Source organism: Flavobacteriales bacterium TMED191 (genome assembly GCA_002171975.2).
Taxonomy (GTDB): Bacteria; Bacteroidota; Bacteroidia; order Flavobacteriales; family TMED113.
On record NHIO02000052.1, the window covers coordinates 1 to 24,625 of the forward strand.

Sequence of the window (24,625 nt, forward strand, 5' to 3'; positions counted from 1 at the left end):
AATATTGTTATAAAAATGAAAAGCGAATTTAAGACTTTTAAATTAGAATAAAAAATTAAATAATTTCTTTTCGAAACAACTTAAAAAGTTCATTAGTAACAATTGATATATTTTCTGTTCTTTTACCAGTTAAATTAACCAATTTAGAATTCACAAAAGTATTGGACGAAATTGATATCCAGGCGTATAAATTTGAGTACTTCTTATTTCCTTTGTAATAAACATCTACATATCCCGTAGTAGCAAATCCAAAGTCAGTATTAAATTGTTCTCGAATAGCTTTAGCCATTAATTCTGCAACATATTTACTTACAACTCCATACTTATTTATTTCACATTGAGAGATTTTTAAAAATTTTTTTTTAATCTCATTATCATAAGCAATGACAGCACCCTTAAAATAATTAGAAGCTCTTTTTTTTGAAGTTAAGCAATGAGACACAAAACCACCGGTGCAGCTTTCTGCAGCAGAAACTGTCATTTCATATTCAAGCAGGTAAAACCTAATTGATTCAACTAATTCTTTTTTTATGAAATTTAAATTAATCATTACACACTAAACGAGTTGTAAAATTATACTATGTTTGAAATTTCTTCATTAACATCTAATATATGATCAATAATTTGTGCTTCAACATCTCTTTTCTGTGTATCAGACTTTTCTAATCTCACACAAAGCTGCAGTGCGCACATAGCTAATAAATCCTGATCATCCTTAACAGAATATTTATCTTTTAACAACTTTAACATCTTCTCAATCTTAAAAGCAGACTGTCTTATAATTTTTTCTTCTGAATTTGAAATATTCATGGGATACAACCTATTTGCTAATGATATTTTAATATTTAATTTTTCCATAAATTTTATTCATTTAAAAGTGAGATACATTTGTCAATATCTCTAATTAAATTATTAACACGCTTTCTTGCGAATATCATCGCATCCTTATCTTTTAAGTCAACCCCTTGCACTAAATCAACTACCTCAACTCGTTTTGTTAAGATCTTAACTTCTCCTTCAAGTCTATTAATTACTTTCGTCATTTCCTTCTTGTCATTTCTTAATTGTAAATTCTCATTCTTTGTATTTTGATAATTAGCAACTAAGGAAGTAATTTTTTTTTTCAAATCTAGAACGTGCGACATTAAAGTATTCACAGTTAAAATCGTTTTATTTACAATCAAATATAAGTATTTAAATTATAGATTCAATAAAGAAAATGATTATGCAAATAATCTAAATAGATTTTTTTTTACATAAATTTACTTTAATGAAAAATGTGTTTTCAATCCTTTTTGTTTGGTTACTATTTACTTATGTGAATTATTCTCAAAATAATTACCCGAAAGATTTTTTCATCTCTCCAGTTGATATTAAAATTGCCATTGCAGGGACATTTGGTGAACTAAGAAACAATCATTTTCACTCTGGTATTGATATAAAAACCAAACAAAAAAAAAATATTCCTATTTATGCCAGTCAAGATGGATATGTTTCTAGAATAAAAGTTTCCACATATGGCTTTGGAAAAGCAATCTACATAAATCATAAAAAGGGTTTTACTACTGTATATGCTCATCTTAATGAATTTAATAAAAAAATTAAAGAATTTGCAATTGAAGAGCACTACAAAAAAGAAAATTACGAAATCGATTTTGCATTAAACAAGGACGAATTATTTGTCAAAAAAGGTGAACTTATTGGTTATAGTGGAAATACTGGAAGCTCAACGGGACCTCATCTACATTTTGAAATTAGAGATTCAAAAACACAACAAATTTTAAATCCCATGTTATTTGGATTACCAATTTTAGATAGAACTCATCCAATTATTAAAGCAATATTAATATATCACGATAAACATCAAAAAGAATTAGTTCAAGTAGGAAAAATTGATAATAAAACATATCACATACCTACAATAATCGATGGACACAATTACCTAAATATTGGTTTACAAACGATTGATTATTTAGATGCCGCTCCTAATAAATGTGGAGTCTACTCTATAGAGTTAATGGTTAATGACTCCATATTTTATCATAATCAAATGGAAAAATTTAATTTTAGTGAAACAAGGTATATTAACTCTCATATTGACTACAAATACTATGTGAAAACAGGAAATAAATTTATAAAATGCTTTATTGATCCAAATAATTCACTAAGCACAAATATGAAAAAATCAAAACCTAATCTTGGATACAATTTAAAAGAGGGAATTAACAATATTAAAATAATTGTTAAAGATAGTTATATGAATACTATATTTTTAACGTTTAATATTAACTTCACAAAAGATGTGTTGCAAATGAACACAAAAGAAAAAGAAAATTATATAAATTATAAGCAAGTATTTGAGTTCAATAATAATAATATAGAACTATATATACCTGGCAATAGTCTTTATGACAACTATCAATTTTCATATAAACAAACTAAAAGTTCTGATAGCAAATATCCAACCCATAGTATAATGGATAAATCTACACCAACTCACAAACCATTTATCATATCAATTAAAGATGAATCTGTCGAAAAAGAACTAAGATCCAAAGCATTAATTAGTAGAATTGATGGAGGAAATATATATTGTATCAAAAGCCAATGGAAAGAAGGAAAAATAATTGGTAAGTCTAGTAAGTTTGGTGACTTCCGTATTATAATTGATACGGTAAAACCTCAATTAGCACACTATATGAAAACAGAACACATGATACAATTTAAAATTGAAGATACATTATCAGGTATTAAACAATATAATGGTTATATAAATAATAAATGGGTATTGATGGAATATGATTTTAAAACAAATCTTCTGACTTATCATCTAGATAGTACAAAAAAATATGAAAATAAAAATATCAAAATTCAAGTAACTGATTTAGTTGGTAACAAAAATGAAATCGATATGAATTTATAGAAACAATGAGAATAATAATTAAATATATCATATTAATCTTAAGTTTAAATCTATATAGCCAAGATGTAAATAGTGATATTTTGATAATAAAAGGAACTGTTTATGATACTTCAAACAAGCCTATTCTAAATGTAAATCTAAAACATAATAATAATGGAGCGATTACCGATATAAATGGAAATTTCGAAATACAACTAATAGATAAATATCCAATAAACATAATTGTATCACACGTTAGCTACAAAACTGACACAATAATTATTACACAAAAAGTTGATACAAAATTTATTGAACAAAATATTTTTTTAAAAAAAAATGATACATTTTTAACTGACGTAACGTTAATTTCTGATAAGTATAGATTAAAAGGAGTTACAAAAATTGACCCCAAAAATTTACAAAGAATACCAAATCCTACCGGTGGAATCGAAAGTATAATCAAACTTCTTCCTGGCATTTCATCAAACAATGAACTTAGTAGTCAATACTCTGTTAGAGGTGGAAGTTTTGACGAAAACTTAATCTATGTTAATGGAATCGAAATATATAAACCTTTTTTAGTAAGAAATGGGGAACAAGAAGGCTTAAGTGTAATAAATCCTCAAATGGTCTCTTCAATTGAATTTTCTGCTGGAGGATTTGAAGCAAAATACGGTGATAAATTATCATCTGTCTTAAACATTGAATATAAAAAACCGAAAAAGAGAAGTACACTACTATCAATTAGTGCTTTAGGCATAGATTGCAATTTCGAGGGAAGTAGTAAAAACTATCTTTTATCTTATTTAATTGGTGCTAGAATTAAATCAAATGAATTATTACTTACATCATTAGACACAAAAGGAAATTACAAACCACTATTTCAAGATATTCAAGCTTATTTCACATATCAAATACATCCAGATCTTCAGTTAAGTTTTTTAAACTATTATGCACAAAATAAATATGAAATGATTCCAACTACTCGGCAAGCAAAGTTTGGGACAGTTACCGAAGCCTTACAACTAACTATTTATTTCGAAGGACAGGAAGTAGATAATTATGAAACAAATCTTACTGCAATATCATCATTATACTCTCCTAATCAAAAGTTAAATTTAAAATTAACATCTTCTTATTATACAACAAAAGAACAAGAATTTTATGATATTCTTGGAGAATACTGGCTTGGTGAATTAGACAATAACCTAGGTTCTGATCAGTTAGGAGAAGTTATATTTAACAGAGGGGTAGGAGCATATATGAATCACGCAAGAAATGTGTTCAATGCAAATGTTTGGAATTTATATCATGATGGCAATTATCAATTTAAAATTGATAATTATAATTTTACTTTTGATTGGGGACTTAAATATCAAATAGAAAATATTAATGACCAGATTAGGGAATGGGTTATGATTGATTCTGCTGGATATTCTATTTCTCCAATAAGTAATGACTTGCACCTTTATGAATTCTATAAAGGAAATTCTTCACTCACATCAAATCGATTATCTTCCTACATGCAAATTGCAAATGAATTTCAGATAAAGAATTCTGATTTTAGCTGGATTCTAGGCGCAAGAACAAATTTTTGGGACTTTAATAATGAATGGTTCATAAGTCCAAGAATGATGCTTAGCGCAAAACCTAATTGGAATAAAGATTTTGTTTTTAATTTTTCATGTGGATCTTATAATCAGTCACCTTTTTACAAAGAGTATAGAACTCCGGAGGGATTATTGAATAATAATATAAAATCACAAAAATCAATTCATTATGTAATTAATTCAGATTATCAATTCAAGTATCTTGGTAGAAATTTTAAATTTACTAGTGCTATTTTTTATAAAAAACTTTGGGATATTATCCCATTCGAAATAGATAATCTTAGAATTATATACTTAAATGATAATAATGCAGATGGTTATTCGACAGGTTTAGACTTTAAATTATTTGGAGAATTTGTTCCCGATGTTGATTCATGGCTAAGTTTATCTTTACTAACAACAAGAGAGGATATTGAGGGAGATGGACATGGGCACATTCCAAGACCAACAGATAGAAGATTAAATGCATCAATTTTTTTTCAGGATTATTTTCCTAAAAATCCAAATTATAAAATGCAACTAAGTTTGATTTATGGTTCAGGACTTCCATTTGGAGCTCCTAATTCTGAAAGACATGAACAAGTTTTAAGAATTCCATCATATAAGAGATTAGACATTGGGTTTTCAAGATCAATTAAAAGAGAAAATGAAAATAAAAAAATAGATTTTCTAAACAACTTTCAGTCTATTTGGGCAAGTTTAGAGATATTTAACTTAATAGGCATACAAAACACTTCTTCTTATATATGGGTAAGTGATTCTTCACAAAGGTATTATGCAGTTCCTAACTATCTAACAGGAAGATTACTTAATCTTAAACTAAATCTTAAATTCTAATTTTTAATAAATTGAATTATTTTATTATCAATTGACAACAAATAAGAGCCAGAAGCCAAATACGATACATCAAGACAATTATTATCATACATATGCATACTCAATAAATCTCTACCATATAAATCATAAATAACAATCAAGCTATTTTTGTTTTTCGCAACACATAACAAATCCTCAACAGGATTTGGATAAATTAAATTTAGTGGATTTACGTATCCATCTAATGACACCCCACAATCAATTAAACCTGAGCGATAATTTAATAATGCACTTTGCATTTTCTCGGCTTGACATATAGTAAACATAGACATACATGCATCGTCAGTATAATCCATAAAATTCATGCTCATATTATTTGTTTGACAAGAAGATTGCGGGTAAGATGGACAACCATAAGTGGGAGATGAAATTGATGGAGTATCACTACAACCATCCCAATCTGAACATCCACCATTGAAGGGGTGTTCTAAGTCAAAGTAATGTCCAATTTCATGAGTTCCAGTTTTACCCAAATTATAAGCTGATGATGAAGATAAATCAATACCGAAAAATTCATAATCAATAACTACACCATCTAAATCATCCGAAACTACATCTGGCATAGTAGCAAAACCTAAGGTATTACCACTCAAATTACAGACCCAAATGTTCAAAAAACAGTCTGTACTCCATGGATCAACACCTCCTTGATTACTTTTTTTCATATCATCACTAAAACCTAAAAAAGAATCTACCTCTGTATAAACTCTATTAATACCAGAAAAAGGGGAACCATTTATATCTTCTTGTGCTAAAAAAAAATTAAAACCAACATTACCAATAACATCCTGAAACTCTTCAGGAACATCAGCTAGTTCAATATTGGATGCATTATAATCATTATTTAATGTTTCAATTTGTGAAAAAATTCTTTCATCAGAAATATTTTGATCATTAGTATTATATAAGACATGAACAACTACAGGAATATTATAATTTCCATTATAATTATAATTATCATTAGTATTAGTATTAATTCTATGAGTATGATAGTTATATGAACCTTTGGATTTTAAAAAGTCAACATATTCGTCTGTAGAACATCTTTGTATTTGTGCAAAAGATGAAAGAAAAATTGCAGATAATAATATTAAAACATGATACTTCATAACACTAAGTTACAAAATATAAAGATGGTCTTAAAAATTACTAATAGTATCCTTTATAATACTGATACATTCTAATAGCTGAATTTTATTAATTACTAATGGAGGTGCTAACCTTATAATATTACCATGAGTAGGTTTTGCTAATAATCCATTTTCTTTCATTTTCATGCAAATATCCCATGCAGTACTGCTATTAGGTGAATCATTAATTAAAATGGCATTTAATAACCCTTTTCCTCTAATAGATTTAACTAATTTATTAGTTTTAATAAACTCATTTAATTCATCTCTAAATAAATTGCCTAATTTAAAAGAGTTATCAGCAAGTTTTTCATCTTCAACAACTTTTAGTGCCGCCATTGCAACTTGACAAGCAAGAGGATTACCTCCATAAGTAGAGCCGTGTTCTCCAGGTTTAATACATAACATGATTTCATCATCAGCTAAAACTGCTGATACAGGAAAAACTCCACCAGAAAGAGCCTTACCTAAAATAAGAATATCTGGCCGAGCAAGTTCATAATCACAAGCCAACATTTTGCCTGTTCTTGCAATTCCAGTCTGCACTTCATCTGCAATAAATAAAACATTGTATTTATTGCATAATTGTCTTACACCCGCTAAATAACCATCATCCGGAACAACAACACCTGCTTCTCCTTGAATGGGTTCCACCATAAATGCACAAACATTTGAGTCTTTTAATTCACTTTCTAAGGCATTTAAATCATTATATGGAATTAAATCATATCCAGGCATATATGGACCAAAACCTTTATATGAGGAAGGATCATCAGAACTTGAAATAGCAGCTAAAGTACGACCCCAAAAATTCCCCTTTGCAAAAATAATACGTGCCTTATTTTCAGGAATATTCTTTTTTAAATATCCCCACTTTCTTGCTAACTTATTAGCTGTTTCACCTCCTTCAACGCCCGTATTCATTGGCAAAACCTTATCATAACCAAAAAGTTGAGTTATATAACGTTCATACCTACCTAAAATATCATTATGAAAAGCTCTAGATGTCAAAGTTAATTTACTAGCTTGTTGATTTAGAGCAGATATTATATCAGGATGACAATGTCCTTGATTAACTGCTGAGTATGCAGAAAGAAAGTCATAATATCTGTTACCTTCGACATCCCAAACAAATACACCATCACCTTTTTCTAAAACCACTGGTAAGGGATGGTAATTATGGGCACCATATTTTAATTCAAGATCTATAATGTTTTTTGAACTCATTGTACTCAAAGATAATTATTTTTGTAGTATGCAAGTAATGAAAAAAAAAGAAAGAATAAAAATTTACATTGATGATATTGTTTATGGTGGAAATGGTATTAGCAAACAACCACAAGAGAATAGAAAAGATTTTGTAATATTTGTCAAAAATGCCATTACTGGTCAAACAGTACTAGCAGAAATCACAAAATTAAAATCTAATTACGCAGAAGCTAAAATTTTTGAAGTAATAACAAAAAGTGAATTACAAAAAAAACGTAATTATCAAAAAATTTCTGGTGCGCCATATTACGAACTTGACATTAAGTACCAGAGATTAAAAAAGAAGGCTTTAGTGTTCGAAGTTTTTCAAAAAATTGGAAAAATTAATGATATTGAAAAATATTATGATGGTTTTATTCATTCTCCTAAAACTTGGCATTATAGAAATAAAATGGAATATGCATTTTCATCAATAATATATGATTTTAAAAAAAAAAGAGATATTGATGAATTTGGTCTTGGATTCAAAAGAGCAAACACCTGGTGGATGGTTGAAAACTTGGAAAAAGATTCTGGGCTGTTTGACAAACAATGGGAAAATAGTTTACATAAAATCCGAAAATTTTGTAAAGAAACCGGTTTACCTGCATGGAACATTCCTCAAAAAAAAGGATTCTTTCGAAATCTCAATGTTAGAAAAAGTTATAAACACGACAAACTTCTTGTAGAATTAGTAACTAGTTCTAATGATGTCAAAAAGTTTAATATAACATTATTTAAGAATAAAATACTTAAACTTCATCCTAATAGAATTGAGGGAATTATTCATACAATTAATGATAATATTTCAGACAGGATTAATTATAATGATGTATTATCACAAACAATTGTGGGAACTAACAAAATAACTGAAGCAATGTTAAATTTAGAATTTGAAATTTATATGAGCAGTTTTTTTCAAACAAATCCATTATGTGCGCAAAAATTATATAAAAAAGTGATCGAATACTCCTCTGAAAATAAACACAATAGTAAACCGATTATTTTAGATCTTTTTTGTGGTACGGGAACTATAGCACAAATGATTGCAAGTAAAAATAAAAATGCGCATGTCATTGGTGTAGATATAGCATCAAGTTCTATCCAAAATGCAATAAAAAGCGCCACAAAAAACAAAATTAAAAATGTTGAGTTCTATAATCTTGATATTGGTGATTTTTTAACACATAATCCAAATTTAAAAAACAAAATAAATACAATTATTGTAGACCCTCCAAGACCTGGAATTGCAAAAAAAAGTATAAAAAAAATAATAGAATTAAACAGTCAAGAAATAATATACGTATCATGTAATCCAAGTACACAAGCTAGAGATATAGAGATATTAATGAAATATGGTTACGTAATAAAAAAATTCTCTATAGCTGATCAATTTCCACATACTCATCACATAGAAACAATATTTATTTTAGTTAAATCAACAGATAATGTATCTTTGCATTAAATATGACAAAAAAACAAATTATTCTCAACAAAGAAAGAATTGCAAATACAATTAATAGAATTGCCTTCTCTATTATTGAAGATTATCATGAAGAAAAATCAATAACATTAATTGGCTTTGATAAAAACGGTTATATCATAGCCAAAAAAATAAAAAAAATAACAGAATCAAATAATATCTCAACAATTATTCATCGAATAAAGAAAGATAAAAAAAATCATTTCACAATAACACCACAATTATCATCCGATAATTTGAAAAATGTATTTTTAGTGGATGACGTATTAAAATCAGGTCGCACAATAATATATGGAATCAAAGAAATCTTAAAAAATGATATTATTAACTTAAAAACCATCATTCTTGTAAATAGGAACCATAATCGATTTCCGATTGGAGTCGATTATGTTGGTCTTAATCTATCGACAACATTGAAAGATCATATTACAGTTATAATGGAAGAAGGTGAAGAAATTGCCTATTTAACGTAATGAAAGCAATGTTGTTAAAAGAACTTCTAACTGATTATCACAAAAACCCAAGTGCGTCACAAATCTTACAGTCCTATCTCCCATAAAAGAGACCTTTATACTTTGCGAATCTAATAACTTTTTAAACGAATTAATGCTAGAATGTTTAACATCAAATAAAATAATATTTGTTTCAACAGGTCTTAAATTTTCTACATAGTGTAACTTTTTTAAAGTGCCTGCAATTAATTGCGCTCGATGATGATCTTCTGACAAACGATTAATATGATTTTCTAATGCATATTTTCCAGCAGCTGCCAAATAACCAACCTGTCTCATACCTCCTCCAAACGACTTTCTAACTCTCTTAGCTTCTTTAATAAATTTAGAATCGCCAATAAGAACTGATCCAATTGGAGCTCCCAAACCTTTAGATAAGCATACTGAAATGCTATCAAACAATTTACCGTAATCTACAGAAGATTGAGATTTTGCCACTAATGCATTGAATATGCGAGCACCATCAAGATGGAGAATTAATTTATTTTTTTTGCAAAAATCCGAAATTTCCAACATAGAACTATAATCATAACAGACTCCCCCACCTTTATTTACAGTGTTTTCTAGACATACTAAACTGGTTCGAGGAAAATGGACATCATCAGGATTAACATTATGTTTAATCTGATTTAAAGAAATCCGACCAAAATCACCATTTACTAACCTTACAGAAACACCTGAATTAGAAGCAATACCACCACCCTCATAATTATATATATGTGAAAGTCTATCACATATTAATTCATCTCCCATTTTCGTGTGGACCCGGATAGCTATTTGATTAGTCATTGTTCCTGAAGGACAAAATAAAGCAGACTCTTTATTAAATAAATGAGCTAAATAACACTCAAGATCCTTGACAGTTTCATCTTCTTCCCAGACATCATCACCAACTTTAGCACTAAACATATATTCAAGCATATATTTTGTTGGTATTGTTACTGTGTCGCTTCTTAAATCAATTTTTAAATTATTCATAGTATTATTTTAATATCTGGTAAACTTGTTCAGTAGAAATACTATCAGATTCAATAACATAATGACTTTTAAGATAATACTTTTCCCTTTCAATTAATTGCTTCTTAACCAAGTCTTGTAAATTTACTTTTTTATTAAATAACTTTGGTCTTGAATTATTAAATTGTAATCTACTAACTAATTCTTCAAAACTTACTTTTAAATATATTGTAACCCCAATATTGTTCATGAAATGCATATTATCAAAAAAACAAGGAGTTCCACCCCCTACTGCGACTATCATATTTTGAGAATAATTAATACTAGTTAAATAATAATGTTCTTTTTTTCTAAAAAAATGTTCTCCTTTTTGATGAAAGATATTACAAACATCCAAGCCAATCTCTTGCTCAATTAAATTATCTAAATCTGTAAACTGAGTTTTCATGATTTGTGATAAATTATTACCAATCGTTGATTTTCCACAACCCATATATCCAATTAAAAATATTGGCATATTTAAAAAGGTGAATTTTTTTCTTTAGATAGATTGTTAAAAACCAAACGATCAACTAGATTGGGGAAAAATTTATTTAAAAAAACTAACAATCTGCCTTGAAAAGTAAGAACAAGAGTATTTCTTCTTTTTATTACAGCAAAAACAATACATTCAGCAACTTCTTCTGCTGACATCATTTTTTCCTCATCACGAGGACTTTCTTTTTGATTTTTTCCACTAGAATTAAGAGCATTTTGTCTAATATTTGAAGCAGTAAAACCAGGAGAAGCAATTAAAACGTGTAAGTTTCTTTTCAAATTTTCTATTCTAAGAGCTTCTAAAAAACCCGTCATAGCAAACTTAGAAGCTGAATAAGCAGTACGAGCAGGTAAGCCTTTATGACCTGCAATAGATGATATACCCACAATGGATCCTTTTTTTACTAAAATATGCTCTAGCGCATATTTTGTCATATAAATGGTCCCATAAAAATTAATATCCATAACCTTTTCAAAATCTGAAAAATTTAAGTCCGTAAATAAAGCACGCATCGAAATACCTGCATTATTAACTAAAATATCTATTCCTCCAAATTTATCTACTGCATGATTTACAACTTTAGAACAATCTAACTTTTTACTAACATCTGCTATTACATATATTGCATCCCCTCCTAAGTTATTTATAGAATTTGTCAATTCAATTAATTTAGACTCTGTTCTAGCAACAAGAACCAAACGAGCACCTCGTTTAAAAAATGATAAAGATAAAGCTTTACCAATTCCGGAAGATGCTCCTGTTATTATGACAACTTTATTTTTCACAAATTCAAATTCATTTAAAATGATTATATGTTTTCAAGTTAATAATTATTAATTTCACAATCAATAACTTCTGTTTTAATCACTATGAATATTATAAAAGTAAGAAACAAATTTGAAATATCTGAATTTCATAAATTAGTTTACACGCTATATAAGGAGCAAAAAAACTGGATCCCGCATATTGAACAAGATGTGGAAACTGTGTTCAATCCAAAAAAAAACTCATACCATAAACATGGTGAAGTAGAAAGATTTATTCTACAAAAAAATAATCTTATAGTTGGTAGAATAGCTGTTTTTTATAGTAAAAAACAAAACTCAAAAGATTCACTAAAAATAGGAGGAATTGGTTTTTTTGAATGCATAAATGATCAAAAAGCTGCAAACTTATTATTTGAAACCTCAATTTCATGGCTCAAACACAAAAACATTGAAGCCATGGATGGACCCATTAATTTTGGTGAGAAAGAAAAATATTGGGGACTTATGGTTGAAGGTTTTGACCGACACACTGTCTATGGGCAAAACTATCATCTTAACTATTATAAAGACTTATTTGAAAATTTTGGATTTCAAGTTTACTATCATCAACATGTATATTGTAAAGACTTAAAGAAACCATATCCTAAAAAATTTTATGAGCGTGCAGAAAGAATTAAATCTAGACCACACTTTTCACTTGATCATATGAAAAATCATGATTATAAAAAATATGCTCAACAATTTATTGAAGTGTATAATGCAGCCTGGGGAACACATCACACTTTTAAACCCCTTAAATTAGAGCAAGCTGAAAAGATGTTTCGAAAAATGAAATCTATTATTGATCAAAGATTGATATGGTTTGGCTATTATAAGGATACACCAATATGTTTTTTTATTGCAATTCCAGATGCTAATAAGTACTTGAAATACGTAAATGGCAATTTAAATACAATAGGTAAACTAAAATTTCTTTACCATAAAACATTCAATCAAACTGATACTGTAGCTGCTCTTGTTTTTGGGGTAATACCAAAATTTCAAAAACTAGGCTTAGAATCTGCTTTAGCGAACCATACTAGTGAAAAAATGCTTGCAGATGGATATCAATATGTTATTCAAAGCTGGATTGGTGACTTTAATCCAAAGATGATAAAAGTCTGTGAAAGTTTCCTGGGAAGTGATATTTATCAGAAATTAACAACCTATCGTTATATTTTTGATAAAAAAGCTGAATTTAATAGGCATCCAATAATTAAATAAATTATATATTTGCACAATTCATTTAATGACCTGGTAGCTCAGTTGGTAGAGCATCTCCCTTTTAAGGAGAGGGTCCTGGGTTCGAGCCCCAGCCAGGTCACATAACCAAATCGCCCAGGTGCTGGAACTGGTAGACAGGCATGGTTGAGGGCCATGTGTCCTTATGGGCGTGCGGGTTCGACTCCCGCTCTGGGCACATTTTAACATAAAATTTAGTTGTTTTTTTTTGAAAAATATTTTACAAAAGAAATTATAAATGCTGAAAATGACACAAGTAATTCTAGAATCAAAACTTTTACTTGTAAGTTTTCATAATTTAGAAGTTCATCTGCACATATTGCTTCTATTCTCCAGATAAACACCCTACACATTAGACAAGATTTATATCCCATAGCACCACATAATAAACCTATTCCTTGTTTTGATTTTAAGTTCACTATTCCAGCAATCAATAATAAAAAAACACCTATATAATTTGCTGTTAGTACTAAATTAGATTGATTATAAGAAATATGATACTATGTTTAGTAAATAAAATATATAATACCAAATAATGTCGAGAACCGACTTAAAAATTTATTCATATTCGTTATAAAAAAATAATTATCTAAATAGCTAATTGTAAAGAATCAACAATATGGATTCCATTAGGCTCCCAAGTATTTTGACCTGCTCTATAAAACAATTGGATGGGCAAATATTGATTATTTTTAACAATAGCCCAGTAAATAGTTTCTTCATTAAAAAAACCGTCTTTTACTTCTGACGTGCTGTCATTACCCCAAAGAGCAATTGCTAACCTAATTCCTTTCCAAATAGTTAATCCTGCAATTAAAAAATCATTTGGATGAGTAAATGGATTTACATCTTTTTTACTCAAACCCTCTGCCTTATAAAGAGCTACAATGGTATCACCTGATAAAATTAAATCATCAACAGCTAAAATAGCAACCGTCATGTTTACCCCCGTATTCTTAACATTATATTTATCACTTTGTGAAAACATAATTAGAGACAGAAAAAAAGCGATTGAAAAACAAAATTTTGACATAACTAAAAACAAAATTATTAATACTTTTCAACAATTCTAATTTCTTATGAATAAATAATCTATTTTTAAATCAACTTATTAAATGATGGCCCAGACAACAGAATTACAAAATATATGCTCACAAGTTAGACGTGATATTGTGCGTATGGTACATGGATGTCAATCAGGACATCCAGGAGGATCATTAGGATGCGTTGAGTTTCTTGTTTCCCTATATTTTGATGTCATGAATCACAAAACAAATTTTGAGATGGATGGTAAGCAAGAAGATCTTTTCTTTTTATCTAACGGTCATATATCTCCTGTTTACTATAGTGTTTTAGCAAGGTCTGGTTATTTCCCAATTGATGAACTAAAAACATTTAGACAAATAAATAGTAGACTACAAGGACACCCAACTACACATGAAAAATTACCTGGTGTTAGAATAGCATCTGGTTCTCTTGGCCAGGGTTTGTCAGTTGCTATTGGAAGTGCATTAAGTAAAAAACTAAATTCTGATAAACATACAGTCTATTGCCTTTGTGGCGATGGAGAACTACAAGAGGGTCAAATATGGGAAGCTGTTATGTATGCAGGTGCAAAAAAAGTAGATAATTTAATACTATCAATTGATGTTAACAGACAACAAATATGTGGGTCAACAGATGAAATACTAGCTCTTGGTGATTTAAAAGAAAAGTTTTCAGCATTTAATTGGAAAGTACTTGAAGTAGAAGATGGTAATAATCTCGAAAGTGTATTAAATCTATTGCACCAAGCAAAACAATTAACATCTAACAATCAGCCAATTTGCATACTATTAAATACTGAAATGGGGTGTGGAGTTGATTATATGATGGGCTCGCATAAATGGCATGGAATTGCACCGAACGATGAACAATTAGAAAAAGCATTAAACCAATTAGAAGAAACCCTTGGTGATTATTAAACTATTATGGAATTTGAATTAAAAGATACAAGATCCGGATTTGGAGCAGGTTTATTAGAACTTGGACGATCTAACCCTAATGTAGTGGGATTATGTGCTGACCTAACGGGTTCACTAAAAATGGATGCATTTGAAAAAGAATTCCCTGAGCGTTTCTTCCAAATTGGCATTGCTGAAGCAAATATGATGGGTATAGCAGCTGGAATGACAATTGGTGGAAAAATACCCTTCACCGGAACATTTGCAAATTTTTCTACTGGGAGAGTGTATGATCAAATAAGACAATCGATTGCATATTCTGGAAAAAATGTAAAAATCTGTGCATCTCATGCTGGAATTACTCTTGGAGAGGATGGTGCCACCCATCAAATACTTGAAGATATTGGACTAATGAAAATGTTACCAGGAATGACTGTAATCAATACATGTGATTATAATCAAACTAAACAAGCAACAATTGCAATTGCTCAATATAAAGGACCAGTATATTTAAGATTTGGAAGACCTAAAGTACCTAATTTTACTTCAAATGAACCATTTAAAATAGGTAAAGCAATAAAATTAAAAGACGGTGATGATGTTTCAATTTTTTCTACTGGACACACTGTTTGGGAAGCTCTAGAAGCTAGTAGAGAATTAAAAAAACACAATATCAACTGTGACATTATTAATATCACAACTATCAAACCACTAGACGAAGAAGCCGTTTTAAAATCAATTAATAAAACAAAATGTGCAGTTACAACTGAAGAACATCAAATACTGGGTGGGCTTGGAGGAAGCATAGCACAATTAACCTCTAAAAATTTACCAGTCCCTCTAGAATTCGTAGGGGTAAATGATTCTTTTGGAGAAAGTGGGAAACCAATGGATTTAATGAAAAAATACAAAATTGATCGAGATAGTATTTTTAAAGCTGCTATGCAAGTAATAAAAAAGAAAGGTTAATTATTCCACCATGAATAGAAAAGAAGCTTTCTTAAAGTATCAAGCACAAATTACAAAACATCCTTTTTTATTAGATATTGAAAAAGCAAAAGGCAGCTATATCTACACTACTGACAAAAAAAAATATATCGATCTAGTAGCGGGTGTTTCAAGTTGCACACTGGGTCATAGTCACCCAGCAATAATTAATGCTGTAAAAAACCAATTAGACCTACATACACACGTCATGGTATATGGTGAATTTATTCAAAAAAAGCCGTTAGAATTAGCAAAATCGTTAGCAGAGTATTTACCGAAAAAACTCAACTGTACTTATTTGGTAAATTCTGGAACAGAAGCTATAGAAGGTGCAATCAAATTGGCTAAGAGAAAAAATAGAAGAAAAAAAGTTATTTCATGTTTTAATTCCTATCACGGTAGTACACAGGGCTCTCTTAGTGCGATGGGCACTGAGATTATGAAAACAAAATACAGACCTCTTATTCCTCACCATGAACACATACGATATAATAATTTTGAAGATTTAGATATTCTAAAAAACGATGTTTCATCAATTATTATAGAACCAGTTCAAGGAGGAACAAATTTTATTGTAGCTAATCAAGATTGGTTAGAGGAAATAAGGAAAAGATGTACTAAACATTCTATTGAACTCATTTTTGATGAAATTCAAACAGGCTTTGGTAGAACAGGAAAAATGTTTGGTTTTGAGTTGTTTAATGTCTTACCTGATATTTTATGCTTGGCTAAAGGGATGGGAGGCGGAATGCCTATTGGTGCTTTTATTAGTTCAAAAAAAAATATGGACTATCTCAGTACTAATCCTTCATTAGGACACATTACAACATTTGGAGGTCATCCAACCTCTTGTGCAGCTGCACTAGCCACTTTACAAGAATTAAAAAATTCTAATATTATTAAATTAGTTAATAAAAAAAGAGACTTATTTAAAAAACACCTAACACATCCAAAAATTAAAAAAATACATGGTATAGGCTTAATGATAGCTATAGAATTTGAAAATGAAGAAACTTGTCAAGAAATTGTAAAAAAAGTTTTACATAACGGTGTTATCACATTTTACTTTTTATTTGACAAAAAAAATATGCGTATTTCCCCTCCTCTGACAATCAGTAAAAAAGACATAATAAAATCATGCCAAATTATCCAACAAACCTTGGCTGAATAATATATTCTTTTTTGTAAATTCATAAAAAAAATCATTATGTTAACAAAAAAAGTAGAAAAAGCACTAAATAAACAAGTTGAACTAGAAGCTAATGCTTCTCAATTCTATCTTGCTATGGCATCATGGGCAGAAACAAAAGGTTTAGAAGGAGTATCAAGCTTCTTTTATAGACACTCAGATGAAGAAAGAGAACATATGCTAAAACTCATCAAATATATTAATGAAAGAGGAGGTCATGCAATCGTACCATCACTTCCTAAACCACCAAAGGTATTTGACTGTTTAAGTCATGTATTTCAAGACCTTCTTGATCATGAAGTAATGGTAAGTCAAGAAATTAATACAGTTGTTGACATATGCTTAAAGGATAAAGACTACACTACTCATAATTTTATGCAATGGTATGTAGCAGAACAAATTGAAGAAGAAGCATTAGCTAGACACATATTAGATAAACTAAAATTAATTGGTGATGATAAAGGTGGACTATATTTATTTGACAGAGATATAATGAGTATGAACCCCGTTAAAAATTAAATTATTTTAATCATGTCGAAAAAAAGTATCCTAAATAAAAAATCATTTGATTTTCTAGAAAAATACATCAATAACCCTTCCCCAACTGGTTTCGAATCTGAAGGACAAAAAATGTGGTTAAATTATATTAAACCATACATTGATACACATATAGTAGATACTTATGGGACTGTAGTAGGTATTATTAACCCTGAACACAAATATAAAGTAGTAATAGAAGCACATGCTGATGAAATATCCTGGTTTGTACACTATATTACAAAAGATGGGTTTATTTATCTAGTTAGAAATGGAGGTTCTGACCATCAAATTGCCCCATCTAAAAGAGTTAATATACACACTGACAAAGGGACTGTTGATGCAGTTTTTGGGTGGCCTGCTATACACACCAGAAGAGGAGGCAAAGAAGAAGTACCAAAACTAGAAAATATTTTTTTAGACTGCGGTGCTAGATCAGCAAAAGAAGTTAAAGAAATGGGTATTGAGGTTGGTAATGTAGTGACTTATAAAGATACATTTATGACTATGAATAAACGTTTTTTTGTTGGTCGCGCATTAGATAATAGAATGGGTGGGTTTATGATTGCAGAAGTAGCTAGATTATTAAAAGAGAATAAGAAAAAATTACCATTTGGCTTATATATTACTAATTCCGTGCAAGAGGAAGTTGGACTTAGAGGTGCTCAGATGATTACTGAAACAATCCGACCTAATGTAGCTATTGTAACAGATGTAACTCATGATACACACACACCAATGATTAATAAAATTAAAGAAGGTGACTGTAAAATGGAAAAAGGCCCAGTAGTAACATTTGGACCTGCCGTTCAAAATAACCTATTGAAACTGATTATAAAAACTGCAGAAAAGAATAAAATAGATATTCAAAGAGCTGCTGCATCAAGAGCTACTGGTACTGATACAGATGCTTTTGCTTTTAATACCGGAGGAGTTGCTTCTGCATTAATATCGTTACCGCTAAGGTACATGCATACAACTGTTGAAACAGTTGCTAAAAAAGATGTAGAAAATGTGATTAAATTAATATACAGTAGCCTACTGAATATCAAAAATAACCATGACTTTAGATATCTAAAATAATTACTAATCTAAATTTTTCTTGATATCAGGCTTAAAATAATTAGGGCCTTTTAATATTTTTCCATCTTCCCGATATATTGGTTTCCCATCATCACCTAATTTTGACATATTGCTTCTTTGAATCTCCTCAAATATATCCTCCATCTTATCTTGTAAGCCATGCGACAAAATAGTTCCGCATAAAATATACATCATATCACCTAAAGCATCTGCAATTTCAACTAAATCACCATTTTTACAAGCTTCTAAATACTCTTCATTTTCCTCATGCATTAATCGATGTCTTAAATCAATAACATCACTTTCTAATACCGCATGAGGCGAATAGTTATTTTTAATGCCAAAAGCATCATGAAATCTTCTTACTTGCTCAATTTGTTTTTTCATTTATTAATAATTGTTAAATTTGGAATCAAATTAAAATAAAACCTATGAAAAAACTACTTTTTTTTAACGCATTTTTATTAACATTCATATTTATTTTTCATGGATGTACAAATAACCAAAATAATACAAACACTCAAAGTATTCAACAAAAAAATAATGATTCAAAACAAATATCATCAGGAACATTCTCTATTGATCAAGAAAAAAGTAATATTGAGTGGATAGGTACAAAACCCACAGGATCACACAACGGTAATGTTAAAGTTAGAAGGGGTGCAATAACAATTGATAAAAATGGCAACATTCAATCTGGTAAATTTATGCTTGACATGAACAGTATTACTTGCACAGATTTAGAGGGGAAAAAGAAAGCTTCGATAGAAGGCCATTTAAAAGACCCTGATTTCTTTGATGTAGAAAAGCATCCTACTGCTACCTTTATCATTGAAGAAGTAACTAAAGAATTAATGAAAGGCACACTTACTATTAAAGGAATTTCTCACGAAATTAGTTTTAAATATAACGAAATTGAGAATTTATCATATGAAGCTGTAATCAATATAGATCGAACATTATATGATATAAAGTATAAATCTAAAAGTATTTTTCCTGATTTAGGCGATCACTTTATTAATGATGAATTTACAATTACGCTAAATCCATTAACATTTAAGTAAATGGATAGTATTACATTAGGTCATTGGTTATTTGCATTAATTGGCAGCGGTATTTATATTTTATATTGTTTATGGGGCTACAGAAAAGAATACACGTCATATAAAAAATTTAATTTTAAAATTATACCAACTATAATTTACATGAGCATAATTTTAACAATTCTTATTTTAATATCATAAACTAATCCTTGTTATTCCAAATGGAATTTAATTCCTTCTTAGAATAATCTGAAATATGTTTATTATCTTTTGCAATGAATTCTTCCATTTTATGAAATCTTTTAATAAATTTTTTGTTTGTTTTTTCTAATGCATTCACTGCATTTATACCTAGATTTTGAGCATAACTTATTAAAGCAAATAAGATATCTCCAAACTCATCACTTGCTTTATCATCATTATTATTTAATTCTAAGTTAAATTCATTTATTTCTTCAATAACCTTATTAAGGGACTCATTTGAATTTTCAAAATCAAATCCTATACCTTTTACTTTTTCTAGAATTCTATAACTCTTTAACATAGTAGGAAGAGATTTAGGAACACCTGAAAGAATAGATTTTTTATTTTTTTCCTTTAATTTTAATAATTCCCAATTTCTTTTCACATCCTTTACATCATTTACTTTTACATCTCCATAAATATGAGGATGTCTTTCAATAAGCTTAATCCTTTGACTATTGATCACATCAGTTAAAGTAAACTTATTTTTTTCATTAGCAATAACTGAATAGAAAATAATATGTAATAACATATCACCGAGTTCCTCTTTCATTCCATCATAGCTATTAGCAATAATTGCATCCGATAGTTCATAACATTCTTCGATAGTTAAATACCTTAATGTATCCTTAGTTTGTTTTTTATCCCAAGGACATTTTTCTCTTAATTCATGCATAACATTTATAAGGGCCTCAAATGCTTTTGTAACATCTTCCATAGAATTATTTTTTTAATATAACTGGATAATTTTTAGCAAACTTACCCTTTAGTATAGAACTTAATTTTCTATTTATTCTATTTTTTCTCATAGGATCCAAATAATCAATAAATAATTTTTTATTTAAATGATCATATTCATGCTGAAAAACTCTAGCAAATAAACCATCAAGTGTCATATTTTTCTTATTAAAGTTTTGATCAAAATATTTGACCTTGATACTACTTTTTCTTTCAACATCACTTCTAATATCTGGAATACTTAAACAACCTTCATTGTGAGTAGATAAAACCCCAAATTCTTCAATAATTGTAGGATTAATAAATACCTCTCGAATTGCAGGAACAGAAGAGTCTTCTAGAGAATATGGAACCAAATCAATTACAAATAATTGTATAGATAAACCTACTTGAGGAGCTGAAAGACCAATCCCGCTTGCATTTTCCATAGTTTCAAACATATTATTAATTAATTCACTTAAACCAACATAATCGGCATCAATTAACATACATTTTTTTCTCAAAACGGGATGACCATATATATATATAGGTAAAATCATAAAATATTTTTTTCTCTGTATAGATAAGACTGTAGTATTAATGTTGCACTAATTTTATCTACTAATGATTTGTCTCTTCTTTGTCTTTTTGTAGTATTCATATCAACTAAAGATTTTAAAGCTATTCTAGATGTAAATCGTTCATCAATGAAATAAATAGGTTTATCACACATTTTTTTTAATTTATCTTTAAATACTAAAATTTTTTTTGTGATAATTGCTGGTTTATTATCTAGTGTTTTAGGGTCACCTATTACAATAGATTCTATATTTTCATTTTGAAAATAACTATGTAAATATTTAAAAATATCTTTTGAAGATACAGTATCTAGTGGAGACGCAATCAATTTCATTTCATCAGTTTGAGCTAAACCAATTCGTTTTAATCCATAATCTATAGCTAATATCCTTCCCATTAATAATTATAATTAATAGACAAAATTAATAGAAATTCAACATCATACTAAACATATCTTAACTGTTTTTTTATATATATTTGATATAGTATGGATAAAATTAAAAATCAGGACGTATTAAAAACTTGTCAAGAAACTGTAAATCTTGTTTATAGTCAGGAAAAAATTGACCTAAAGCATCATAAATGGATCCAAAAAACAATTACATTAATAGAAAATGGAAAAATTAGAGTTGCAAAAAAACAAAATAATAAATGGATTATTAATGAATGGGTCAAAAAAGCCATCCTATTATATTTTAAAATACAAGAAATACAAACCATCGAAATAGGACCTTTTGAATTTCATGACAAAATACCTTTAAAAAAAGACTTTAAAAACAAACATATTAGAGTTGTCCCACATGCAATTGTTAGATATGGATCGTTTGTAAACAAAAATGTAGTGCTCATGCCTTCTTATGTTAATATCGGTGCATATATTGATTCGGGAACTATGATTGACACATGGGCAACAATAGGATCATGTGCGCAAATTGGAAAAAATGTTCACATCAGTGGTGGAGTTGGAATTGGTGGAGTTTTAGAGCCCATACAGTCTAGTCCAGTAATTATTGAAGACAATTGTTTTATTGGTTCAAGATGTATTATTGTTGAGGGTGTAAAAATAAACAAAGAAGCTGTTATTGGGGCAGGTGTAATATTAACAAGTTCCACCAAAATCATTGATGTGTCAGGATCAAAAAAAGTATATTATCATGCTGAAATACCAGAAAGATCAGTAGTAATTCCAGGTACTTACAAGAAAGATTTTAAAGCAGGTGAATTCTCTGTACCATGTGCATTAATCATAGGAAAAAGAAAAGAAAGTACTAATAAAAAAACTAGCTTAAACGCTGTTCTTAGAGATTTTGAAATTTCAACCTAACAATATGAATTTTGAAAATAGGATTTGATGCAAAAAGAGCTTTTAATAATTCCACAGGACTAGGGAATTATAGTAGATCTGTTATTGATTCTGTTACAGAACACAATCAAAAAGATCAGTTTCACCTTTTTACAACCAATACTAATGATAATATATTTAATATTAATCGACCTAATACACATATTATAAAACCTACAAAAGGAACTAATAAAAACTACTGGAGGTTTAAATCTATTAATAATGATATAAATAAACTCAATATTGACTTATTTCATGGTTTAAGTAATGAACTACCATATGGAATTAGTATAAAAAGTATAGTTACTATTCATGATTTACTCTTCCTAAAATATCCGCAATTCTACAATATAATTGACAGAAATATATATAATTTTAAAAGTAAATATGCTTGTGAAAAGGCTATTAAAATTATTGCAATTAGTAAACAAACAAAAGAAGATATTATAAATTATTATAATATAAATCCCAAAAAAATCGATGTTATATATCAATCGTGCCATAGGGATTATATTAATTTAAATAAAAAAGTTCAAATTGACTCACAATTAAAAAATCAAATTTCAAAACCATATATTTTATTTGTAGGTGGTGCTGAAAAAAGAAAAAATCTACAATTTTTACTAAAAGCAGTGAAAAAAATTGACGACATAAAATTAATATGTGTTGGAAAACTAAATAAAAAAATAAAAAATTTTATTAAACAAAATAATTTAGAACACAGAGTCACTTTCTTAACAATAAATTGCACAAAAATATTAGCCGAAATATACAAAAGAAGTCAAGGTTTGATATATCCATCTATTGATGAGGGTTTTGGTATACCAATAATTGAAGCGATGTACTGCTCTGTCCCAGTGGTAATTTCCGATAATCAAATTTTTAAAGAGATAGGCGGAGAACATGCCTATTACTTCAAACAAAATCAACTTGAATCCTTAATTCAACAAATAAAAAAAATAACAATCGAATCAGATGAAAGAAGAATTAGAATTGAAAAAAACTTAAACTACGTTAAAAAATTTAATGAACATAGTCAAGCCAAAAAATTAAGCGATCTTTATCATAATTTAACATAATGAATATTGATATTAAAAATAGTATTATAAAAAAAAGCATTGCAGTTTTAAACGCCGGAGGAACTATATTATATCCAACCGATACTGTGTGGGGAATTGGTTGTGATGCCACAAATGCTGAAGCAATTGCAAAAGTATATGAAATTAAAAAGAGATCTACAAAAAAACCTTTAATACTACTTATGCATAACAAAGATTTATTGAACAATTATATTAATTCTGTACCAAAAATTGTTAATCAAATAATAAATAAATCATCTAGACCTACAACTATTATTTACAATAATCCCATTAACTTACCCAAAACCTTGATTTATCAAGATACAATTGCTATTAGAATAATAAAAAAATCAAATTTAAATGAATTATTAAATAGTTTTAAAAAACCTATCACATCAACTTCTGCAAATATTTCTGGCAATAAGACTCCAGATAAATTAGATAATATTGATGATACAATAAAAAATTCAGTTGACTACATTATTCCAGAGGCATTTGTAAAGAATGATGCATATAACAAAGCATCTAAGCTGATAAAAATAATTGGCAAATCTAGAATAGAAATTATCAGGAATTAAT

28 protein-coding genes and 2 tRNA genes are annotated in these 24,625 nt (G+C 28.6%); 16 read left to right on the forward strand and 14 right to left on the reverse strand.

The window, feature by feature from the left end; genetic code table 11:
• Positions 1-55: 55 nt before the first annotated feature.
• From CBD51_006210 to CBD51_006220, 3 genes are read right to left on the reverse strand one after another with little or no spacing between them, the layout of a single operon-like run.
• Entirely contained in the window at positions 56-550 is a 495-nt protein-coding gene (locus tag CBD51_006210) for a nicotinamide-nucleotide amidohydrolase family protein (protein RPG57922.1), read from the reverse strand.
• 23 nt (positions 551-573) lie between these two features.
• On the reverse strand, positions 574-858 hold the full coding sequence (locus CBD51_006215) for a cell division protein ZapA (GenBank protein RPG57923.1): 285 nt from the start codon (positions 856-858) through the stop codon (positions 574-576).
• A 5-nt stretch (positions 859-863) separates the two neighbouring features.
• Entirely contained in the window at positions 864-1,145 is a 282-nt protein-coding gene (locus CBD51_006220; protein ID RPG57924.1) for a hypothetical protein, read from the reverse strand.
• Positions 1,146-1,270: 125 nt separating this feature from the next.
• Here CBD51_006220 and CBD51_006225 point away from each other — a divergent pair, with 125 nt between their 5' ends.
• Together CBD51_006225 and CBD51_006230 are read left to right on the forward strand one after the other, a co-directional pair.
• Positions 1,271-2,923, forward strand: coding sequence for a M23 family metallopeptidase (locus CBD51_006225; GenBank protein ID RPG57925.1), 1,653 nt, complete (start codon positions 1,271-1,273; stop codon positions 2,921-2,923).
• Between the two features lie 5 nt (positions 2,924-2,928).
• A complete protein-coding gene (locus CBD51_006230; protein RPG57926.1) occupies positions 2,929-5,349 on the forward strand; it encodes a TonB-dependent receptor in 2,421 nt (806 codons plus the stop codon).
• Here the strand turns inward: CBD51_006230 and CBD51_006235 are convergent.
• A complete protein-coding gene (locus CBD51_006235) occupies positions 5,346-6,497 on the reverse strand; it encodes a T9SS C-terminal target domain-containing protein (GenBank protein RPG57927.1) in 1,152 nt (383 codons plus the stop codon). The genes CBD51_006230 and CBD51_006235 overlap by 4 nt on opposite strands.
• Positions 6,498-6,527: 30 nt before the next feature.
• Positions 6,528-7,745: an ornithine--oxo-acid transaminase gene (rocD, locus tag CBD51_006240; protein ID RPG57928.1), complete on the reverse strand. Its 1,218-nt coding sequence runs from the start codon at positions 7,743-7,745 to the stop codon at positions 6,528-6,530.
• A gap of 28 nt (positions 7,746-7,773) precedes the next feature.
• On the opposite strand from rocD, the gene rlmD reads away from it, so the two are divergent.
• Together rlmD and CBD51_006250 are read left to right on the forward strand one after the other, a co-directional pair.
• Entirely contained in the window at positions 7,774-9,231 is a 1,458-nt protein-coding gene (rlmD, locus tag CBD51_006245) for a 23S rRNA (uracil(1939)-C(5))-methyltransferase RlmD (GenBank protein ID RPG57929.1), read from the forward strand.
• A gap of 2 nt (positions 9,232-9,233) precedes the next feature.
• Positions 9,234-9,722, forward strand: coding sequence for a phosphoribosyltransferase (locus tag CBD51_006250; GenBank protein ID RPG57930.1), 489 nt, complete (start codon positions 9,234-9,236; stop codon positions 9,720-9,722).
• Here the strand turns inward: CBD51_006250 and CBD51_006255 are convergent.
• From CBD51_006255 to CBD51_006265, 3 genes are read right to left on the reverse strand one after another with little or no spacing between them, the layout of a single operon-like run.
• Positions 9,714-10,739, reverse strand: coding sequence for an aminotransferase class I/II-fold pyridoxal phosphate-dependent enzyme (locus CBD51_006255; protein RPG57931.1), 1,026 nt, complete (start codon positions 10,737-10,739; stop codon positions 9,714-9,716). The genes CBD51_006250 and CBD51_006255 overlap by 9 nt on opposite strands.
• Positions 10,740-10,743: 4 nt before the next feature.
• A complete protein-coding gene (locus CBD51_006260; protein RPG57932.1) occupies positions 10,744-11,235 on the reverse strand; it encodes a shikimate kinase in 492 nt (163 codons plus the stop codon).
• Between the two features lie 2 nt (positions 11,236-11,237).
• Positions 11,238-12,041: an SDR family oxidoreductase gene (locus CBD51_006265; protein RPG57933.1), complete on the reverse strand. Its 804-nt coding sequence runs from the start codon at positions 12,039-12,041 to the stop codon at positions 11,238-11,240.
• Between the two features lie 84 nt (positions 12,042-12,125).
• Here CBD51_006265 and CBD51_006270 point away from each other — a divergent pair, with 84 nt between their 5' ends.
• From CBD51_006270 to CBD51_006280, 3 genes are all read left to right on the forward strand, one after another.
• Positions 12,126-13,286: a hypothetical protein gene (locus tag CBD51_006270; GenBank protein ID RPG57934.1), complete on the forward strand. Its 1,161-nt coding sequence runs from the start codon at positions 12,126-12,128 to the stop codon at positions 13,284-13,286.
• Positions 13,287-13,313: 27 nt separating this feature from the next.
• Positions 13,314-13,386 (forward strand) — tRNA-Lys (locus tag CBD51_006275).
• Positions 13,387-13,398: 12 nt separating this feature from the next.
• Positions 13,399-13,482, forward strand: a tRNA-Leu gene (locus CBD51_006280).
• Positions 13,483-13,498: 16 nt separating this feature from the next.
• On the opposite strand, the gene CBD51_006285 is transcribed toward CBD51_006280, so the two are convergent.
• Both CBD51_006285 and CBD51_006290 read right to left on the reverse strand, forming a co-directional pair.
• Entirely contained in the window at positions 13,499-13,723 is a 225-nt protein-coding gene (locus tag CBD51_006285; GenBank protein RPG57935.1) for a hypothetical protein, read from the reverse strand.
• 170 nt (positions 13,724-13,893) lie between these two features.
• Positions 13,894-14,292, reverse strand: a complete 399-nt coding sequence (locus CBD51_006290) for a hypothetical protein (GenBank protein RPG57936.1) — start codon at positions 14,290-14,292, stop codon at positions 13,894-13,896.
• A 130-nt stretch (positions 14,293-14,422) separates the two neighbouring features.
• Here CBD51_006290 and CBD51_006295 point away from each other — a divergent pair, with 130 nt between their 5' ends.
• The 5 genes from CBD51_006295 to CBD51_006315 are packed head-to-tail and all read left to right on the forward strand — an operon-like array spanning position 14,423 to position 19,043.
• Positions 14,423-15,268, forward strand: a complete 846-nt coding sequence (locus tag CBD51_006295) for a transketolase (protein ID RPG57965.1) — start codon at positions 14,423-14,425, stop codon at positions 15,266-15,268.
• Between the two features lie 6 nt (positions 15,269-15,274).
• Positions 15,275-16,216, forward strand: a complete 942-nt coding sequence (locus tag CBD51_006300; protein RPG57937.1) for a transketolase family protein — start codon at positions 15,275-15,277, stop codon at positions 16,214-16,216.
• Between the two features lie 10 nt (positions 16,217-16,226).
• Entirely contained in the window at positions 16,227-17,405 is a 1,179-nt protein-coding gene (locus CBD51_006305) for an aspartate aminotransferase family protein (GenBank protein ID RPG57938.1), read from the forward strand.
• Positions 17,406-17,441: 36 nt separating this feature from the next.
• Positions 17,442-17,942, forward strand: coding sequence for a ferritin (locus CBD51_006310; GenBank protein ID RPG57939.1), 501 nt, complete (start codon positions 17,442-17,444; stop codon positions 17,940-17,942).
• Between the two features lie 12 nt (positions 17,943-17,954).
• Entirely contained in the window at positions 17,955-19,043 is a 1,089-nt protein-coding gene (locus CBD51_006315; protein RPG57940.1) for a M42 family peptidase, read from the forward strand.
• Positions 19,044-19,046: 3 nt separating this feature from the next.
• Here CBD51_006315 and CBD51_006320 read toward each other — a convergent pair whose 3' ends face one another.
• On the reverse strand, positions 19,047-19,430 hold the full coding sequence (locus tag CBD51_006320; GenBank protein ID RPG57941.1) for a hypothetical protein: 384 nt from the start codon (positions 19,428-19,430) through the stop codon (positions 19,047-19,049).
• A gap of 44 nt (positions 19,431-19,474) precedes the next feature.
• Here CBD51_006320 and CBD51_006325 point away from each other — a divergent pair, with 44 nt between their 5' ends.
• Entirely contained in the window at positions 19,475-20,107 is a 633-nt protein-coding gene (locus CBD51_006325; GenBank protein ID RPG57942.1) for a YceI family protein, read from the forward strand.
• A gap of 181 nt (positions 20,108-20,288) precedes the next feature.
• Here CBD51_006325 and CBD51_006330 read toward each other — a convergent pair whose 3' ends face one another.
• Genes CBD51_006330 through ruvX form a run of 3 tightly spaced genes read right to left on the reverse strand, consistent with a single transcriptional unit; the run spans position 20,289 to position 22,022 of the window.
• On the reverse strand, positions 20,289-21,047 hold the full coding sequence (locus CBD51_006330) for a nucleoside triphosphate pyrophosphohydrolase (protein ID RPG57943.1): 759 nt from the start codon (positions 21,045-21,047) through the stop codon (positions 20,289-20,291).
• A gap of 4 nt (positions 21,048-21,051) precedes the next feature.
• Positions 21,052-21,606 carry a peptide deformylase gene (gene def / locus CBD51_006335; GenBank protein ID RPG57944.1) on the reverse strand — a complete coding sequence of 185 codons (555 nt, stop codon included), beginning with the start codon at positions 21,604-21,606 and terminating at the stop codon, positions 21,052-21,054.
• Positions 21,603-22,022: a Holliday junction resolvase RuvX gene (gene ruvX / locus CBD51_006340; GenBank protein ID RPG57945.1), complete on the reverse strand. Its 420-nt coding sequence runs from the start codon at positions 22,020-22,022 to the stop codon at positions 21,603-21,605. The genes def and ruvX overlap by 4 nt, the downstream gene beginning before the upstream one ends.
• A 90-nt stretch (positions 22,023-22,112) precedes the next feature.
• On the opposite strand from ruvX, the gene CBD51_006345 reads away from it, so the two are divergent.
• The 3 genes from CBD51_006345 to CBD51_006355 are packed head-to-tail and all read left to right on the forward strand — an operon-like array spanning position 22,113 to position 24,624.
• The gene (locus CBD51_006345) at positions 22,113-22,949 is read left to right on the forward strand and encodes a 2,3,4,5-tetrahydropyridine-2,6-dicarboxylate N-succinyltransferase (protein RPG57946.1); all 837 of its coding nucleotides are present in this window, start codon (positions 22,113-22,115) and stop codon (positions 22,947-22,949) included.
• 11 nt (positions 22,950-22,960) lie between these two features.
• Complete coding sequence (locus CBD51_006350) at positions 22,961-24,046, forward strand: glycosyltransferase family 1 protein (protein ID RPG57947.1); 1,086 nt, start codon at positions 22,961-22,963, stop codon at positions 24,044-24,046.
• Positions 24,046-24,624, forward strand: coding sequence for a threonylcarbamoyl-AMP synthase (locus tag CBD51_006355; protein ID RPG57948.1), 579 nt, complete (start codon positions 24,046-24,048; stop codon positions 24,622-24,624). Before CBD51_006350 ends, CBD51_006355 begins: the two co-directional genes overlap by 1 nt.
• Position 24,625 lies beyond the last annotated feature (1 nt).

Excerpts from the sequence above, each read along its gene's own strand:
- CBD51_006325 (RPG57942.1), top strand. The coding sequence starts at position 19,475 with ATGAAAAAACTACTTTTTTTTAACGCATTTTTATTAACATTCATATTT.
- CBD51_006310 (RPG57939.1), top strand. The coding sequence starts at position 17,442 with ATGTTAACAAAAAAAGTAGAAAAAGCACTAAATAAACAAGTTGAACTA.
- CBD51_006290 (RPG57936.1), bottom strand. The coding sequence starts at position 14,292 with ATGTTTTCACAAAGTGATAAATATAATGTTAAGAATACGGGGGTAAAC.
- def (RPG57944.1), bottom strand. The coding sequence starts at position 21,606 with ATGATTTTACCTATATATATATATGGTCATCCCGTTTTGAGAAAAAAA.
- CBD51_006315 (RPG57940.1), top strand. The coding sequence starts at position 17,955 with ATGTCGAAAAAAAGTATCCTAAATAAAAAATCATTTGATTTTCTAGAA.
- CBD51_006355 (RPG57948.1), top strand. The coding sequence starts at position 24,046 with ATGAATATTGATATTAAAAATAGTATTATAAAAAAAAGCATTGCAGTT.
- CBD51_006235 (RPG57927.1), bottom strand. The coding sequence starts at position 6,497 with ATGAAGTATCATGTTTTAATATTATTATCTGCAATTTTTCTTTCATCT.
- CBD51_006215 (RPG57923.1), bottom strand. The coding sequence starts at position 858 with ATGGAAAAATTAAATATTAAAATATCATTAGCAAATAGGTTGTATCCC.
- CBD51_006260 (RPG57932.1), bottom strand. The coding sequence starts at position 11,235 with ATGCCAATATTTTTAATTGGATATATGGGTTGTGGAAAATCAACGATT.
- CBD51_006295 (RPG57965.1), top strand. The coding sequence starts at position 14,423 with ATGGCCCAGACAACAGAATTACAAAATATATGCTCACAAGTTAGACGT.
- CBD51_006220 (RPG57924.1), bottom strand. The coding sequence starts at position 1,145 with ATGTCGCACGTTCTAGATTTGAAAAAAAAAATTACTTCCTTAGTTGCT.
- CBD51_006225 (RPG57925.1), top strand. The coding sequence starts at position 1,271 with ATGAAAAATGTGTTTTCAATCCTTTTTGTTTGGTTACTATTTACTTAT.
- CBD51_006255 (RPG57931.1), bottom strand. The coding sequence starts at position 10,739 with ATGAATAATTTAAAAATTGATTTAAGAAGCGACACAGTAACAATACCA.
- CBD51_006305 (RPG57938.1), top strand. The coding sequence starts at position 16,227 with ATGAATAGAAAAGAAGCTTTCTTAAAGTATCAAGCACAAATTACAAAA.
- rocD (RPG57928.1), bottom strand. The coding sequence starts at position 7,745 with ATGAGTTCAAAAAACATTATAGATCTTGAATTAAAATATGGTGCCCAT.
- CBD51_006300 (RPG57937.1), top strand. The coding sequence starts at position 15,275 with ATGGAATTTGAATTAAAAGATACAAGATCCGGATTTGGAGCAGGTTTA.
- ruvX (RPG57945.1), bottom strand. The coding sequence starts at position 22,022 with ATGGGAAGGATATTAGCTATAGATTATGGATTAAAACGAATTGGTTTA.
- CBD51_006270 (RPG57934.1), top strand. The coding sequence starts at position 12,126 with ATGAATATTATAAAAGTAAGAAACAAATTTGAAATATCTGAATTTCAT.
- CBD51_006330 (RPG57943.1), bottom strand. The coding sequence starts at position 21,047 with ATGGAAGATGTTACAAAAGCATTTGAGGCCCTTATAAATGTTATGCAT.
- rlmD (RPG57929.1), top strand. The coding sequence starts at position 7,774 with ATGCAAGTAATGAAAAAAAAAGAAAGAATAAAAATTTACATTGATGAT.
- CBD51_006210 (RPG57922.1), bottom strand. The coding sequence starts at position 550 with ATGATTAATTTAAATTTCATAAAAAAAGAATTAGTTGAATCAATTAGG.
- CBD51_006230 (RPG57926.1), top strand. The coding sequence starts at position 2,929 with ATGAGAATAATAATTAAATATATCATATTAATCTTAAGTTTAAATCTA.
- CBD51_006250 (RPG57930.1), top strand. The coding sequence starts at position 9,234 with ATGACAAAAAAACAAATTATTCTCAACAAAGAAAGAATTGCAAATACA.
- CBD51_006320 (RPG57941.1), bottom strand. The coding sequence starts at position 19,430 with ATGAAAAAACAAATTGAGCAAGTAAGAAGATTTCATGATGCTTTTGGC.
- CBD51_006345 (RPG57946.1), top strand. The coding sequence starts at position 22,113 with ATGGATAAAATTAAAAATCAGGACGTATTAAAAACTTGTCAAGAAACT.